Annotated in this window: 15 protein-coding genes; all 15 read right to left on the bottom strand. The window is 69.8% G+C overall.

Annotation, left to right across the window (positions count from 1 at the left end; all coding sequences use genetic code 11):
- Positions 1-183: 183 nt before the first annotated feature.
- Positions 184-1005: a hypothetical protein gene (locus tag DMB38_RS26085; RefSeq protein WP_125937201.1), complete on the bottom strand. Its 822-nt coding sequence runs from the start codon at positions 1003-1005 to the stop codon at positions 184-186.
- A gap of 233 nt (positions 1006-1238) precedes the next feature.
- Entirely contained in the window at positions 1239-1496 is a 258-nt protein-coding gene (locus DMB38_RS26080) for a hypothetical protein (protein WP_018851602.1), read from the bottom strand.
- A 183-nt stretch (positions 1497-1679) separates the two neighbouring features.
- Positions 1680-2111 carry a hypothetical protein gene (locus DMB38_RS26075; RefSeq protein ID WP_125937200.1) on the bottom strand — a complete coding sequence of 144 codons (432 nt, stop codon included), beginning with the start codon at positions 2109-2111 and terminating at the stop codon, positions 1680-1682.
- A gap of 1244 nt (positions 2112-3355) precedes the next feature.
- Positions 3356-3853, bottom strand: coding sequence for a hypothetical protein (locus tag DMB38_RS26065; protein ID WP_125937199.1), 498 nt, complete (start codon positions 3851-3853; stop codon positions 3356-3358).
- 218 nt (positions 3854-4071) lie between these two features.
- A complete protein-coding gene (locus DMB38_RS26060) occupies positions 4072-5892 on the bottom strand; it encodes a hypothetical protein (RefSeq protein WP_125937198.1) in 1821 nt (606 codons plus the stop codon).
- A gap of 81 nt (positions 5893-5973) precedes the next feature.
- Positions 5974-7047, bottom strand: coding sequence for an AAA family ATPase (locus DMB38_RS26055; protein WP_164716219.1), 1074 nt, complete (start codon positions 7045-7047; stop codon positions 5974-5976).
- Positions 7048-7997: 950 nt separating this feature from the next.
- Entirely contained in the window at positions 7998-10802 is a 2805-nt protein-coding gene (locus DMB38_RS26050; protein WP_125937196.1) for a BTAD domain-containing putative transcriptional regulator, read from the bottom strand.
- 30 nt (positions 10803-10832) lie between these two features.
- A complete protein-coding gene (locus DMB38_RS26045; RefSeq protein WP_125937195.1) occupies positions 10833-11258 on the bottom strand; it encodes a pilus assembly protein TadG-related protein in 426 nt (141 codons plus the stop codon).
- Between the two features lie 20 nt (positions 11259-11278).
- Entirely contained in the window at positions 11279-11659 is a 381-nt protein-coding gene (locus DMB38_RS26040; protein WP_125939285.1) for a TadE/TadG family type IV pilus assembly protein, read from the bottom strand.
- Positions 11660-11709: 50 nt separating this feature from the next.
- Positions 11710-12123, bottom strand: a complete 414-nt coding sequence (locus tag DMB38_RS26035) for a TadE/TadG family type IV pilus assembly protein (RefSeq protein ID WP_125937194.1) — start codon at positions 12121-12123, stop codon at positions 11710-11712.
- A gap of 3 nt (positions 12124-12126) precedes the next feature.
- On the bottom strand, positions 12127-12321 hold the full coding sequence (locus tag DMB38_RS26030) for a hypothetical protein (RefSeq protein ID WP_125937193.1): 195 nt from the start codon (positions 12319-12321) through the stop codon (positions 12127-12129).
- Positions 12322-12357: 36 nt separating this feature from the next.
- Positions 12358-13254 (bottom strand): type II secretion system F family protein, encoded by an 897-nt coding sequence (locus tag DMB38_RS26025; RefSeq protein ID WP_125937192.1) that lies wholly within the window; start codon positions 13252-13254, stop codon positions 12358-12360.
- Positions 13251-14159 (bottom strand): type II secretion system F family protein, encoded by a 909-nt coding sequence (locus tag DMB38_RS26020; RefSeq protein WP_125937191.1) that lies wholly within the window; start codon positions 14157-14159, stop codon positions 13251-13253. Before DMB38_RS26020 ends, DMB38_RS26025 begins: the two co-directional genes overlap by 4 nt.
- Positions 14156-15508 (bottom strand): ATPase, T2SS/T4P/T4SS family, encoded by a 1353-nt coding sequence (locus DMB38_RS26015; RefSeq protein ID WP_125937190.1) that lies wholly within the window; start codon positions 15506-15508, stop codon positions 14156-14158. Before DMB38_RS26015 ends, DMB38_RS26020 begins: the two co-directional genes overlap by 4 nt.
- The gene (locus DMB38_RS26010) at positions 15505-16314 is read right to left on the bottom strand and encodes a hypothetical protein (protein WP_346429524.1); all 810 of its coding nucleotides are present in this window, start codon (positions 16312-16314) and stop codon (positions 15505-15507) included. The genes DMB38_RS26015 and DMB38_RS26010 overlap by 4 nt, the downstream gene beginning before the upstream one ends.
- Between the last annotated feature and the right edge of the window lie 23 nt (positions 16315-16337).

The following is a 16337-nucleotide window of genomic DNA, read 5'->3' as shown; positions in this document are numbered from 1 at the left end:
CGCCTCAGATCAGCGGGTATGGCCGGGGACTTCGGTATGCAGCCGTGACAGCACCAGCCACAGAAAGGCCACACGCCCACCCCGCTGAGAGGCGTGCCCCGCTGAAGGCACCAGATACAGCCGCCAGACCTGACCAGATGTTCAATCTCGACCAAGACGCAACGGAGGGAGTGGTTGGTCGTTTCACCTGGGATTCTTGCGTGCACTGCTGAGGATTTTGGTCCAGGTGCTGTAGCTGCTTGATGGTGCTGCGGAGAGCGCCAGTTCCTCGATCAGCTCGGCGTTGGTGGCACCGGGGCGCTCGGCGAGGAGCTTGCGAGCGAGCGTGAGCCGAGGGTCGCCTGCATACGGGTATCGGGCGTTACGGCTGCCTGCTCGGCGGCCTCTGCGGATGGGTTGGTCTGCGCGGCGGTCGCGGTACGCCAGGGCGCGTTGGCGCCGCCATTTCGGGCGCTTGCGGCCGCTGGGGAGGTCTTCCCATTCATCCGGTTGGGGCCAGCCGGGCGGCGGCGTCTTGACGGCCTTGCTGACGGTGCTGGTGTCCGCGTGTCCGAGGATGCGCGAGAACTCCGCGGGTCCGATGAGGTAGTCCTCGTCACCGGTTTTCCCCTCGACGGTCGGCTCGATGTCCTCGATCCGCAGTCGCTGCCGGTTCCAGTCGTCCCATGCCTGTCGGTTCCAGCGAAGGCGGCCTCCGATGCGCATTCCCAGAGGATGTTTGTTGGCGTTGCGCGCACGCCAGAGCGATTCGAGGTAGCGGACGGTGTAGCCGGTCTTCTCGGCGAGCTCGGGCCGGGTGAGCATGCCCTCGGGGTTCAGTCGCTGCTTATCCCACGCTTTCCATTCGTCCTCGTACCAGTAGAGGGTGCCATGGAGCCCTACGGCGTCGGGATATCCGTTGGTGTCGCGTTCGGCCCACCAGCGCTCCAGGGTGCTGATGGCGTAGCCGAACTGCTCGCGGATATCACGGCGGGAGAGGACACGCCTCCCGTCGATGGTGATCATGTGCGGTTCCCGTATCCTGGTGGTGCTCCTCGTGAAGGGAGCCGACGCCCGGCGCGGTTGCCCACTTGCGCCGGGCGTCACTCATGCCTGCGGTAGTGGTTCGGCTCCTCGCATAGATCACCTTAGACGCCGGAGGCGGCGTCGGACGGGTTGTGCACTTCGATGCGCTCTCCTAAGCGCAGGCGCATGGGTCGGCCCGCCGCGGATATTGCGGCGGGCCGCCAGGTTCGGAACTATGCGCGGTGGCTGAGCTCGTACAGCTCGTTCTGCAGGCGTGTGGCGTGCTGTTGGCGCTGTTCGAAGTCGGCTGCGAGTCCGGCGGCGGCATCGGCGGTGATGCGTGCGTTGCCGCCCTTGGCTGCCAGGTCGCGGAGGTCGACTGCGTTGTCTCCCATCCGCTCGCTGTAGAAGCGCAGTACGGCGGCAAGGGTGGAGTTGTTGGCGTGCAGCCAGGCCGCGGCGTTCTTCATGGCCTGCGTGTCGGTGTTCATGTGGCGCTCCTCGGTGTGAAGGGGTTTGTCGCGGCTCAGCGGGTTGCCCTCCGCCGAGTCCGTGCAGGGTGCCGGAATCCGGGTCGCGCAAGGGCTTGGCTTGCCAGCCCGACGCCCGGCTCCTCGCGGTTGGGCGTGGCCGGTGCCCGGGGCGGTATTCCCGCCCCGGGCACCGGCTAGGGGCTACAGGTACCGGCGGGAGTACGCGGCGATTCGCCCGATGAGCCGCACCGCATCGGCCTGGAAGGTGGTTTCGTCGCGGTCGCCACGCCGATCGTCGAGTCGCTGGGCCTCGCGCAGGATGCTGCGCGTGAGGACCTCCGGAACCCTGATGGCACGGACGACTTCGGTGCGGCTGCCGTCAAGGGAACGGCGGGCAATGACCAACTTCTCCCTTCTCAAGTCCCCTTTGTGGAAGATCCCGAAGCGGTAGACCCAACCGCCGATTCGCCGGTCCCAGATCTCTTCGACTGCGGTGCGCACGTGATAGTCACGTGCACCGATCACGAACCGGTCAGATGCGTCGGCGGGGGGTGTTGCCGCCCGGGCTTGGAGGTCGGCCTGTCGCCGCTGGCGTGGAATGCGCGGGATGGCGGGCTCATTCAGGTCGTCCATGCGGTGGCGCTCCTTGCTGTGAAGGGATTCTCCGGGCTGACTCGCCCAAGGGGTTCGGTTGAGGGTTGCCCTCCCCTTCCGAACACTTTTATTGAACCATGTTCTAGTCCGGGGTCAAGCATTTGCCGGGGAGCGATTAAGCGTGCCGTCATCGCCATGTATCTCGAATTGCTGGATTGGCGGCAACGGCACCGTCTACTAGAAGGTCAGCCGACATCCCGCGTGGGTGATCTTCGCGGGGCCGCCGTGACCATCCCGCCAGGCCGGAGTTTGCCCGGCATGAATTGGATTCCTCGTGTGGCGGTATCTGCAGTGGGCGGCGCACGTCTGGCCGGTATGGCTCCTGCAGTCAGCGCGGCACCGTCCTCTGTCACCGCGGATAGGTACTCTCGGCCGGTGGTGAAGGTGACGTGTGATGCAGCCAATGTCCGTTCGAAACCGCGGAAGAACTCGCGGCTGGCAGGGGTTGTGTACCGCGGTGAGAAGGTGCGGATCCTGGGGGTCTGAAGCGCAAGCACGGATTCTCACACTGGAAGACTAGATTTCGTGAGGGAGGCGAGACTCGCACGGGTTGGATCATCTTCGACTGTGCTGACTGGTACAGGCAGTGATCTCCGTACGAGGGCAGGCGTCTGTACGAGCACGACTGCTGGGTCCGGCGGTCGTGGTTGCTGGCATGGTATTTCTGACCACCGTCGGATGTATGTCGGTGACCGGTTCTTCTCCCACGCCCGCGCCGCGGTCGGCCGCGCCAACCGGTTTACACCGCCCGGGGGCGGTGCCGCTGAGCGAAGAGATCGCGACCCTCGGATCCAGCCCGTCGCCCCGTTCGCCGCGGCGTGGGGATGCCCGTGTAGTTCAGCGTGGTGAGACGGATCGGCCCCTGCGGGCGGGGCAGTCGGGCATGGGTCCGTCCACTCCAGCGACGGTCGACTCCCCGGCCGAGGCGACTGATGTTCGCCGGCAGCCGCGGGCTACAGAGGCTGCCAGGGCCCCAGAGCGGGGCGGGGCCGCGCGCCGCCCGCGGACGCAGGCCGGTCAAGGTGCGTCGGCAACGCCGTCATACGACATGCAGGCGGCCTGCGCGGCGGCTGACCGGGTGCTGGATCCGGCGATCGTCGAGTTGTGCCGGGCGAAGTACGGGTGAGGCTCCCGGCCACCGGGGCGGTCATGGATCGGGCGGCCGGGATCCGGGAGGGTGGACTCGCTGGCGAGGCGGGGGCCGGTGTAGCCCAGGAGGCAGATCAGGTCTCTACCGGCCCTCCGCAGCCCGCGTGTCCGCAGCCGCCGCAGAAGCCACCGCTGTTGCACGGGCACGGGCAGGCCACGCTACGGCCCCGGGTGGCTGTCGGCACTCCCGAGGCGAGGGTGTTCTCGTTTGGCGGCGAGGCACTGCAGGGGGTGGGTGCCGTGTATCGGATGGCCGCGGTGAGCAGGCCGGTACGGGCGCTACGCGGGAGCCGGTCGAGTGCCTGCAGGCAGTGCGTCACGTTCGGATCGCCGGCGGTGATGGGGATCTTGCACCGGGCGAGCAGTTGCGCGGCGGCCTCTGCCACGGCCCAGGCGAGGGCGAGGGCGTCCAGGTGTTCGCGCTCCTCGGCCGACACGCACTCCAACGCGCGGTTCAGGAGTTGGGCCGTGGGGGGATCTTCGTCATCGTCGGAGGCGGTGAGGAGAGCGTGGGCGTGCTGGAGGATCTGGTGCACGGTTGCGGGGTTGTGTGGTGGGTCGGGAGCGGGCATGGACGAGGTCCTTCCGTAGCGGGCCGCCGAGTGTGCTTAGTGCTGGTCCGCGTGCAGCGGGCGGGGGCCCCGGTGGGGCCCTGCGTGGTCAACGACGCGTGGTCACATCCCGGTGTGCCGTACGAAGGTCAAAGGGCCTCTCGTTGAGCTGGCCGGCCCGGTTCGATGTCCGGTAGACGGGGTGCCGCCCCGGCCGGGACCGGGGCGGCACCGGGGGGTTAAGGGTTGGTGGCGGCGAGGGCGGTGGTGGCGGCTTTGCCGATCGCGGCGGCTGCCTGGGCGGGGTCGGTGAGTTCCAGGAGGGTGGCGCCGGGCAGGGGGCAGGGGTCGGGGTCGAAGGCGAGCCATAGCACCGCGCATCCGGTCGTGCGCAGGGCGGCGACGCGCCCGGCTGCCTGGTCGGCTTCCTTGGCGCCGTAGATACCGTCGGAGGCGATCACGAGCAGGCGGCCCGCCCCGGGCTGGGTGAGACCTGCCCCCACTTCCAGGGCGTCGATGGCCTCGCCGAGGCTGTGGCCGAGCCCGGTGGCGTCGAACTCGGTTACCCGCGCCGGGGTCCGTCCCGGCGTGGTGATGGCGGTGATCGACTTGTCGTAGGCGACGGTCGCGCTGCTGGAGTCGGGGTCGGTGAGGGCGGCAGCCTTGGCCACGATCCAGGCGGCCGAGGCGATCGGCGCGGCGGCGATGCTCATGGAACCTGAGACGTCCACGGCGATGCCCACCCTTAGCGGCGGGGTCACCCCGGCACGGTGCATGGTGTGCACCCAGGGGGTCGCTGTCGGGATCGCTCCTGCGGCCTTCTGCGCGTCGCGGGCGAGTGCTTGGCGCATGTTCAGCCGTCCGGGCGGGGCCGCTGAGGTGGTCTGTGTGGTGGTGCGTTCCCGGTAGGCGGCGGCCCGCAGTGCCCGGGCAAGTTGTCCGGCCGCTGCCTTCTCGGCGCTGGTAGGCTGGCGGGTGCCGGTCACCGGCGAGCGGCGGCTTCGGGAGTTCGGCTTGCCGGGGGTGTAGGGGCGTCCGCCGGGGGCGAAGACCTTCTCGGCGGTCTGCGCGGCTTGCCGTGCGTGGGCGGCCTGGGCGGCCTTCTTACGTGTCCGGGCCGATCGGGCGGCTGCCGCCTGCGCCTGGGCTGCGGCCTGGGCGGCGTCGTTCGCGGCTGCCGCAGCGGTCACTTTGCCGATGCCCTCGGCCAGTTCGCCCCTGTGCCCGGCGGCGGGGTCGGGGGTGGGTTCCGGGGCGGCCGGGTCGGCGCCGAGGGCCTGGCACCAGGCCCTGGCGTGTTCCAGCATCGCCTGGCTGTCCTCGTCGGCGGTGGTGTGGGCGGCTGTCCAGATCGCTGCGAGGGCGTTGAGGAGGTTCGGACCGAGGGTGGCTGCGACGGTGATCTCCAACGCGGCGGTTTCGTCCTCGTCGAGGATTCCGGCGTCCCGGCGGGCGAGGATCAGTCCGGCTGCAGCTGCCGCCTGCCACCGGTCGGTGGGCGTCTGGTTGGAGAAGCCGTCGATAACCAGGGAGTGGACGGCAGCACGTAGGAACCTCCTGTCACCGGGACGGCGGGAAAGTTGGGCGTTCTCGGCGCGGGACTCGTCCAGTAGCTGGGCTGCTGCGTCCAGGGCCGTGCCGCGCAGCGGGGGCGGGGTCGTCCAGCGGGTGTGGGCGGCGTGTGCGGCTTCGTGGGTGAGGACGCCCCAGGCGACCGGGTAGTTTTCCTCGTCGCCGACCCGGGTGGGATCGATCGTGGCGGGTGCCAGCGGGGCGAACAAGGCCGCGTCGATCTCCAGGTCGGCCGTTGCGGGGAAGAAAGCGCCTGGGGAACCGGAGCGGGTCCCTTGCTCGCAGGTGACGATAACGTCCTCGCGTCCGGCGAGCTCCGGGAGGCGTTCGGTCAGGGCCGCAGCGATTCGCAGCCACTGTCCGGCCTGCGGTGCAGGCGGAGGTTCGATGGCGGGGCCGCCGTCGTCCTCCCAGCGGACCAGGGCCTGTTCGGTTTCGGACAGAGCGGGCCGGGTGTTCTGCACGTGGGTCTGGGCGTGGGGCGACATGACGGATACGGGTTCCTTCCAGGAGGGGTCGGTCGTGGGTTGAGGGCCGGGCCCAGCGCTCGGCTGGGCCCGGGCGGGGGATTAGAGTTGGCGGCCGAGGGCCAGGGCGGTGACCGGGCTGCCGAGGGCTTTGGTGACGATCTCGGTGACCGTGTCCCGGTCCTCCAGCGGGGCGATGCCGACCAGGTTGGCGAAGGCCGCCTCGGTGCCGAGGACTTCGGCGATCTTCTGAAAGGCGATCAGTTCCCGTAGTTGGGGCGCCCAGCCGACGTCGCCCGCCTGTCGCAAGGTTGCCAGGTTGCGGGCGATCCGCACCGCCGTCCGGTTGATCTTCAGGGAGGCGGCTAGGTCGTAGTCGGAGCCGACCTGGATCTGCACGCTGAACCGGGAGGCGAGGGCTTCGGTGAGGACGGCTCCGTGAACACCCGGGTTATGACCGGCGATCACGTAGAAGCCGTCGGCAGCCTTGATCGTCTCGCCCTTGTGCGCCTTGACTTGGATCTGCCTACGTCCGTCCATCGCCGGATACAAGGCCGCAAGTACCTTCGGGGAGATCAGCGTGGCGTCGTCCAGTAGGAGGGCCCGGCCCTCGGTCATGGCGGTCACCAGCGGCCCGTAGACGAACTCGTATCCGCCATTGGAGTCCTGGGTGTATTCACCGATCAGGTCGCCGACCGTGGTGTCCCCGTCCCCGGCCACCGTGATGAGGTCCGGGAAGGCTGCCTCGATCAACGAGGTCTTCCCCGTCCCCGGTGGCCCGTACAGCAACACCGCCACCTGTGCCTCGCGCAACCGCCGCAGCGCCTCCACGTCCGGAAGCTTCGCCAACGCCCGGGGGTGATACTGCTGCCCGTTTGGGCGGACGATCGGCACCGGTCGCCCGCCCGGCGGCGGGGACGCGGGCGCCTGCTGGGGGTGCTGCCGCGATGCCTGGGGGGTTGCGCCCGAGGCGGGCCGGGATGGCGGTACGACCTTGCGGGCTGCGGCTACCGTGGCCGATGTCGCCTGGTACGTACGAGGTTTGGAGCCGGACTGGACCGCCTCGCCCCGGCTGACGAGGGTTTCACAGGCGTTGCCGACCGCGCCGCCCGAGTGTCCCAGCCGCCGTGCCAGATCCGTGACCGTGAACGCCGTCCCCGGGCTCGCTGCGAGCACTTGGGCAACCCATGCGCGTAGTTCGCCCGGGCGCGCCTTGCTAGCCGTTCCGGGCGGAGGAGGCGCGGGTGCCGTGGGGGGTTGCGGCGCGGTAGGGGTGGCCTTCCGCCCTGCGGGACCAGAAGGCGGGGATGCGGGCGCGGCGGTGCTGGTCATCGAGACTTTCCTTTCACCGGGAAACAGGGGTGGCGTAGCCGATTCGAAAAACACTTGAACTTTTGGGCAAACTTCACCCGTCACGCGTTTTCGGGCGCACCCCATTGAAGGGATTTCCATTCCCGGCCCTTTCCGGGAACAATTCAAATATAGCTCGACCTGCACCCTAACCAAAGCCGCTTTCGGCCTGGGAAATGCTGGAGTTCTCGTGAATTCGCGACCGCATTTCAGGGATTTCCCGCATGGCGCGACGTAAAGTGTCGTGGCCGGTGGCCTGCACGACCGATTCCCAGGCGTCCGGCAGCTGACATTCCGGGAACCGGCGTGCCGACGTTCCGGGAACCGGCGTGCCGACGTTCAGGGGATTCGATGAGCGCATGAGTGGGCTGCCCCGGCGCGGCGGCGCCCCTGTTGACTGCCCTTCTGGTGCTGCCGTGTCGCGCGGGGAAGCTAGTCCAGGTCAGTGCAGGCTGGTTGTGAGAAATTGGATGGCCGGGAGGAGGAGGCTGGATGTACGACTGGCAGCCCGGGCCTCGTGGATGTGCAGAGGATGCGAGAGGCAGCCGGCGCAGGCTGTTGGTGGATCGGGATGCGTTGCTGCACCGATATACAGTCGCCGCCGTCTGCTACTGGCACGCAGAGGGCCTGGCCTGCGCCTTCAGGGGTAGCGGGGGTGTCGTGTCCAAGGGCGAACACGGAAGCGGTGTCAGAAACGACATCGGATGCGACGGGGTGAACGCCAGCAGGTCAACTCGTCGAGCGATGAGGTGCGCATTGGGCGGTGAACTGCGACTTCACCGAGTCTGGCGCGAGTGGCTCCGAGGTGTGATGAGAGCCTGGGTGGCCGCCTCGGGTTCGAGGCCGAGGTCGGCAAGGCACCTGGTCAGGCGGGTGTGGACGTGCCGCGCGGCGTCGTGGCGGCCGGCGGCTTGATAGAGGCGGATGGAGTGCTGGGCCAGGCGTTCGTGGTCGGGATGGATGGTGCCCAGGTGTTCCAGCAGTGTCAGGACGGCGTCCCGCTCGCTTGGCGCGGCCTTGGCGTGCTCGGCGTTGTGAGCCAGGCGGAGGGTTGCGTCGATTGCCTTGATGGCGAGGTGTTCGCGGATCGTGTCAGCCCAGAGGTAGTCACTGCCGTGGGCGAAGGGGCCGCGGTAGTGACCCAGAGCGGCGCGTACAGCTGCCAGGGGAGCGTCTTCGTCTTCATTACTGCCGGAGGCGGGGAATGCCTCTTTCAAGGCGCCATTGAAATCTTTAAGGTCGGTTTCTACGAGTTCGGGGTGGAGTTTGTGGAGTTCCCCTTGGAGCAGGATAAATTCTTGTGCGGTGATCTCGGTCGCAGCGCGTAGGGCCCGCCTTACGGCCCGGCGGAGATTTTTCAGGCCGCTCTGGTCGGTGCCGGGGGCGAGGTGGAGTTTGTCTGCGATGTCGGCGGCGAGGAGTCCGGTGGGGTGGGCGGCGAGAAGAGCAAGGAATTCGCGGACCTCTCCGCGTAGGTTGGTGCCGATGGGATCCTGGTGGCCGCGGGCGTAGAGGGTGACGGGGCCGAGGACGTTGAGGCGTACGGGCTTGGTCTGCTTCGGCTGCGGGACTTCCACCGTGTGTCGGCGTACCGGTGCTTCTTCCGCCTGGGGCGCTGGAGCGGGATCGGGAGGATCGCTGTCGGAGTGCGGGCGCGGGGCGGGGGTGGGGGGATGGTGAGGGCGGGGGTGCTGCCCGTTAGCGGTGAGGAGGACGTCGACCATGTCGCGGCCGGCCTCGGGGGTGAGGTGGAAGAGCCTGAGCCGTTTGGCTTGTTGGCGATGGCTTTTCGTGGTGACGGTGCCGTCGTCGGCGATGTGCCAGGAGGCGGCGCCCGGTAGTGCCGTACCGAGGGTGAGGACGACCAGTGTGCCAGGGCTGCTGTGGGCGGCCAGGGCCTGTAGCTGTCCGGTGTGGGCGGCGTCCGGCACGGTGAGCAGGAGGAGGGTCCCCGGCTCGGTGTCCGCGGCGGAGTCGGCGCTGGGCTGGAGGGTTGCAGCAGGCGTGGTGTCGTGCTCGTCGTGGTTGCGGGCGTGGGCGATGAGGTGCTGTTCTGCGGCTCGGACAGCATCGGCGAGGTTGGGGCTCTGGGTCAGGGCGGTGAACTGGTCGGGCAGCGAGGGCAGCAGGGTCTCGCCCAGGTTGCGAGGGATGACCGCCGTGACGCGCGAAGGCCCGGGGCGTTGGCGTTCGGCGGCGGTGAGGACGCCGACCAGCAGGGCTCGGGCCGTGCCTTGGGCGCCGGAGCCGGTCCAAGCACAGCCTCCGGGGATGGCCAGCTCATCGAGGGGGATTTCGGCGTCGTGCCGGACACCGATGGTGACCGTGCCGGGCGCGCGGGGTGGCTGCGGCGGGTTGCTGCGGGGCGCCAGAAGTTCGGGGTCGGCTGGAGGTAGAGGTCGGGTGGCCGCATGGGCGGCCTGTGCGGCCTTGTCCACCAGCGGGCTCAAGGCGGGTGGTTCCGTCTCCCGGCCGGGCTCGCGTCGGCGGTGTTGGTGCCAGTGCCAGTAGCGGCGTGCGGCCAGCAGGCCGGCTGCCGTGGTGATGCCGATGAGGCTCGCGTGTCCAAGGCTGATCGCGACCGGGCGTGCCTGTGTGCCAGTCGGCTGAGCCGTTGTCTCGTGACGCTGGCCGGACTGCGCAGGCGTACCGCTCCCCTGCTGGGCGGCGTCCTTGTGGTGGCCGGGGGCTGACTGCGTCGGGGCAGGCTCGGCGGCCTTGGTGGGTGGTGCATCCGGCTCGGGGGTCGTCTCGGTGGTGGAAGGTTTCGGCGCTGGGGTGGCGGCCCGGGCGACGGGGATGGTCAGTTGCCAGCCGGGCAGGATCAGGTCCGGTTCGGTGAGCCGGGCTCCGTCGCTTTGGACACGGTCCTTGTTCAGCGCGTAGATGCGCGGCCATGTGAGCGCGTCGCCCAGGTACGTGTGGGCGATCGTCCACAAGGTGTCGCCCTCGATGACCGTGTGCTCGATGTTCCGGGTTGCCTCCGAGGTGCCGGACACGCCGTGACGTTCCGAACCGGGCCCGGCTGTCGTGGTCGCCCCCATGGCCCTCATGGACACGGCACAGGACGTTGACGGCCGACTAGGGGCAGTGACGAAAGTCGCCGTTGCAGCGGTGTGTGCCCGACTCTCTCCCGATGACGGGAGCTGCTGCTGGGCGCTGACCGTGTCCGGGCGCCACAGGCCGATCAGGGCGATGACGAGGGTGCCGATGCACAGCGCAGCCAGCGAGCCCTTCACGGACAGGGAGGCGACGTGCTCATGGTGGGCGTGGCGGTCGCGCAGCAGCTGAGGGAGGTGGGTGGCGTACCAGATGGTCTCGCGGACCACGGTGAACGCGAAGGCAGCCCAGCACAACCAGCCGACCATCGCCAGGAGGTCGATCATCAAGGGGTCGCTGATCGGCTGCGTCAGCCGCTGGCTGAACTCGCCGACGGAGGAGACGTGCTCAGGCCAGGGGAGGCCAGTGGCGCGCCACAGGATGTAGGGCATCCCGGCCAGCAGGGCGAGAGTGACGGCCAGGGTGCCGCCGACCGTGGTGGCCGCTGTCAGGCGCAGGCGCGTCTGTGGGGGGTGGTTCATCGCCGGTTTGCTCTTTTCGGCCGAACGGTCTTATGGGGCGGCGCGTTCGGCGTGCGCGGTGCCCTTCGCATGGACGGTGAGGGTGGGCAGGCGGATCAGCCGCAGGATCTGGGTGTGCTGGTGGTGGGTGACGTGGACGGTGACGGCATCGCCCTTGACGGAGACGGTGGCGCTGTCTCCTGTGGAGGCGACGTAGGCGCGGGCCTCCGCTGCGGCCTTGCCTTGTACCAGGCGGACTTCCCCACCGCGCCTTAGCCGGCCGATGTCCAGTTGCTGGGCGCCGGTGCGGGCGGCTTCCTGCGCCACGTCCAGCGCCCGGGCCTTGCCGGCCAGGGCGAGGCCGCCGTCGATGACGATCCCGGCAAAGAGCCACAGTGCGGCGAAGACGCCGACGACGAACACTGTGACCTGCCCTCGGTCGTCCCCCGCCGTCCGCAGCAGGGGCGCGTACGTCATACGCGTTCGCGCTCCTGGCTTCACGGGGTACTCCTGAAGGTGTCGACGACGGAGAAGGCTGTGTCGGTCAGTTGGATGTGGCCGGGCAGTCCGGTGTGGGTGAGGCCGGCCAGGTCAGCGGTGCAGGAGACACGTGCGCTCACCGTGGCGCCAGGTGCGAGACCACCGGCGGCGAGGCGGACGCTTGGACGCGTGCAGGCCGCTCCCGCCTCGCGTAGCGCCGTGCTGGCCGCCCGTTGGGCCTGGGCGCGGGCGTTCTTCTCGGTGCGGGCCAGGGAGGCGGCGCGGGCGGCCTGGTGGGCTGCGTCCGCCACGACCAGGCGGGCATCGGCCAGCAGCCCGAAGGCCACCACCACCAAGAGCAGCAGGACGAGCAGCGGAGTGGCGAGCACCAACTCCACCGGCGCCGAACCCCTTTCTCCGTCGTCACGGGCCGAGTGCACTCGCCGGGTCATGGCTGGCCTCCGGTGGGGGTCGTGATGCGTTCGGTGGGGCCGGAGGCCGTGCCGGAGGCGTGCAACTCAAGGCCCGGGACTGGGAGCACGCGGGTCACGGTTCCCTGGACGCGCACGGTGGTCTTCGCGGTGGCACGCTCGGCCGTCACGGACGGGGCGGTCAGGACCCGGCTGCCCAGCGCAGCGAGGCTGCGCCGCGCCTGTGCCTGGCCACCCGCCGCGGTGCCGTCCTGGACACGAGCGGCGGCCAGGCCGCGTTGGGCAGCATGCTGGGCGACGTGGCGGGCGTGCCATACAAGCGCGAACTGCACCACCAGAAGGGCGATCAGCAGTAGAGCCGGGAAGACCAGCACGAGCTGGGTGCTCGCGGCCCCGCGGTCGCTGCGCAGCCGGCGAAGGAGGATGGTCACGCGCTACCCCAGGTCGATGCCGTTCGCCCTGGCGGTGACCTTGGCGACGATGATGCCCACCACGGTCAGGCCCAAGACCGCCAGGAGAGCGGTGACCACGATGGTCTCGGTGGTGTAGCCGGCGTCCCCGCGGGCGTGTCGGCGTACTTCGGCCAGGTGCGCGCGTGCCGGGCGGACCAGGTTGTCGAGTCGGAACATGGGGTGCTCTTTCTATGGGTCTCGTTGAGCCGGAACTCAGGTGATCGACATGACGTGGGCGAGGGCCGGGTAGCCGATCAGCAGCAAGAACGCGCCGAACAGGCCGACCACGGGCAGCGACATCCGCTCGGTGGCCGCCTGGGCTGCCCCGTCGGCCTCGGAGATCCTGCGCCGCCGCATCGCCCGCGCCTTCGCCGCGAGTGAGCCGCGGATCTTGGCGCCTTCGCTGCCCGCGAGGTTCAGCGTCGAGGCCAGCTCGCTCAGGTCCCCAACGGACACCTGCTGGCCGAGGTCGCCCAGGTGGGCCCAGGGGCTGGTGCGGGTGAGCTGGGCGACGTGCAGGGCGTGCCGCAGTCTGGCCGCCGCCCATCCCTCAGGCGCGGCCACGGCCTGTGTGAGGGCCTGCTGGACGCCTGCGCCGCCCGCGAGCGCGATCACCGTCAGGTCCAGGACGAGGCTGAGGGTATGACGCATCTCGCGCCGTCGCCGCGCAGCTTCTTGACGCACCGACACGTCGGGGATGAAGAACAGCACGACGGCCAGTGCGAGTGCCCCCGCCGACGGCACCCACCAGCCAGCCTCGATACCAGCGCCCAGGCGCAGCACGAGCACGGCGGTCCACGGGGCGAGGAGGCCAGCCGCGGCACAGATCGCCTTGCCCGCCAGGTGCTGCTCCTCGTCCTTGCCGCATACAGCCAGGTCCGCGCGCAACGAGGCGGTAGGGAATCCCAGCGCGCGCACCAGCGGCACGGCGCGCTGGCCCAGGCGGGTGGCCCACTCTGCCTCCGGCCCGCCCGTGGGGGAGCCCGCAGAAGGGACAGGAGTGTTGAGGGCGGAGAGGACGTCGGCGAGGGCGGGCCTGGGTGGGCGCAGCCCGTAGACGAGCGTGGTCGCCCCGGCGCCGAACAGCGCACCCAGCAGCATGACGATCACCGCGTACCTCCCGGTTCAGTACCCGTAGCGCGGGGAGCGGCCGGGGAGACGAGGCGGACCGGATCCTCGATGCGGCCGATGGCGTTGAGGTAGGTGAAGCTCACGGCGAACAGGGACCCGACCAGCGCAAGTACCGCCTGCCCGGTGAAGGTGTTGAAGGGGTCCAGGTAGGGCCGGTTGAAGACCACCAGCCCGACTGCCATGCCCAGGGTGACGAGCACCGTGACCCGCACTCCGGCACGCACACTCGCCCGGCCGGCCTCGATGCGCTGCCGCATGGCGACCTGCTCACGCACCGACTCCGCCAGCTCACCCAGCAGCGGCGCGAGCTGGCTCGCCTGCTGCTCGGCCGCCATCACCAACGCGGCCACCACAACGTCGGCCAGCGGGTCATCGACGTCCTCGGCGAAGGCCCGTAGCGCGGCCGGCAACGGCCGTCCGGAACGGATCGCGGCGGACAACGCCCGCAACTCTTGCTCAAGCGCGGCCGGGGCGATGTCCGAGGTCGCCAGAACCGCCTGCTCCAAACCGGCCGCGGCGGAGAGCGTGTCACGCAGCATCTCCGTCCACGTGGCCAGCGCCTCCATCCGCTCCGTCCGCCGTGCGGCCTGCCGGTCGGGGCCCAACAAGCCAGGCAGGGTAAGCAGGGCGACCGTGGTCAGCACCGCCGCCACCGGCCACCTCGTCAACGCCCCCGTGACCGCTCCGGCCACCAGCGCGATCAGCACGCGCCGCGTGGTCCACTCCCTCGGGAGCCGCGCCACCAGGCCATGCCACAGACCGGTGCGCTCCTCGCGCGCCGCGCGCCGCACCGTGCCATAACCGATGGCCACCAGACCGAGGCCGAATACCGTCCCGCACGCCACCGCGCCCGCCGTCCAGGAGCCGGAGACCGCCATGATCATGATGCAGCCCCCCACCACTGCGAGGACGCCTGCTGGGCATCCCACCCAGCTGCGACAAGGTCATGGAAGGTCTCGACGCATAGAGGGGTCGCCGCGACGGCGCGCCCATCCGGGCCAGGGCGGTAGACCTCGTTGGAGACGATCTGCGCACCGTCTGCGTCGATGACCTCGCGCACCGAGTCGATGACCCTCCGGCCAGCCACGTCCCAGCCCAGGTGGACGACGAAGTGGACTGCAGAGGCCACCATCAGGTTCGTCGCCTCCAGCGTGAGCCGTTCTGGGGCCTGCGCGGCGTAGGAGGCGAGTTTGGTGAACACCCCGCGCGAGGTGGAGGCGTGGATCGTGGACAGCGAGCCGTCGTTGCCCTGGCTCATCGCGTTGCACATCGGGATGACCTCGGCTCCGCGGATCTCCCCGACGATGACCCGATCAGGGGACATCCGCAGCGCCCACCGCACCAGTTCGGCCTGGTCGATGCCCCCCTGTCCCTCGATGTTCGGCTCCCGTGCCTGCATGGCCACGACGTTCGGATGCACCGACGCATCGGTGTCCAGGCCGAGCTCGAAGGTGTCCTCGACCGTCACCAGCCGCTCTTCGCAGGGGATCTCGTGGGCGAAGGCCCGCAGTACCGTGGTCTTCCCGACGTTGGTGCCGCCGCCGATCACGATGTTCTTCCGCGCCTGCACCAGCGCCTTCAAGAAGGCGGCGAGTTGCTCATCGCACACACCCAGCCGCACCAGCTCCGCCATGGAGGCAGCGGGGAAGCGGTGGCGGCGTACCGTCAGGGACACCCGGCCCGTCACCGCCATCACGGCGAACAACCGAGACCCGTCCGGCAACTGCAGGTTCAGGCGGGGCATACCCCGATCGAAGCGTCGCTCCTCCCCGCCGGCCCGGGCTGCGAGCGTGCGGACAAGTTTCACCAGCTCCTCATCCGAGGCGGCCACTGGTGCTTCGCGCCGCCATTCGCCGGCCCCGTTCTTGACCCACACCGCGTCGGCCCCGTTGACGCAGATGTTCTCGATCGCCTCATCGGCAAGCAACCGCTCCAGGCCGCCGGTGCCGAACAGCTCGTCCCTGACCGTCTGCGCGACCTGCTCCTGCACCGCGGCGCCGATCACCGGGCCGCCCTGAGCAAGGGCCAGCCGTCGCTGCTCCCCCAATTCCTCGGCCAGCAGCATGGTCACGGTGGCTCGTCGCGCCTGCTCATCCTCCACCGGCAGACCCGCCGCCTCGCGCTCGCCCGCGTACGCGGCCAGCCGGGCCGCCACCCGCTGCCGCACCACCTGCGCCAGAGCCAGCTCGCCACCACCGGGCGCCACTCCGGGTGGCATCAGCTGCTCACTCATGATCCACTCTCCTCGACTCCGGGTCCCCGAACCAGGCCCGTACTGCTCCGGGCCACCATCGGAGCCGCACTGCCCGTGCTTCCGCAGCCACCGTCCGCGGTTCCCGCCCCAGCGCCCTCCTCGGGCAGGACGGCCAATTGGCGGGCCACTTTCCGGGCGGCGGTCATCAACGGCGACGGCCGAAACCCATCCGTGCGCAACGCCCCGTGATGGGCACTGCTCATCACGGTCACACCCTTGGCATCCCAGGGCAGGAAAGACACCTGCTCGATGCCGAGAGCCTTGGTGATCTCCTCTGCCCTATAGGGGCACGGCCCGACCACAGCGAGAGTCAGCCGTCCTGCGTACACACAAGCGTCGAAGCCGTAGGCGGACACGTGGGTCAGCGGCTCCGCCCCTCCGCGGGCCACGAGCACCACCTGGTCGGCGCCCTCCAGCAGCGGCTCCACGTCCTCACCCAGGCGCCCGACATCCAGCAGCACCGTGCCCCGGTCATGGTCATCCCCCAGCAGCACACGCCGCCCGCCCTCACCGGCCAGCAGCCGCACCGCCTCCCGGCACGGACCACGGCCCGGCACCGCGACCACCGCCCGTACCCCGAAGGGCAATTCACACGCCGCACCCAACAAGGAGCCCGGATACTGCTGCCCCGCCGCCGCCGCCACATCCAGCAACGAGGGAGCCGACGGCAAACCGAAGCGGATCATCAAGTCACCACCGGAGGCATCCGCCTCCACCACCACCGGCCGCACCCCACCATCCGCCTCCGGCCACACAGCAGCCAACGCCAGCCCGGTCGTCGTCACCCCCGGCGCACCCGTCACCGAAC

This window comes from Streptomyces sp. WAC 06738 (assembly GCF_003945505.1).
Taxonomy (GTDB): Bacteria; Actinomycetota; Actinomycetes; order Streptomycetales; family Streptomycetaceae; genus Streptomyces.
Note: the sequence above shows the minus strand (reverse complement) of the source record. Positions and strands in the feature narration are given on the sequence as shown.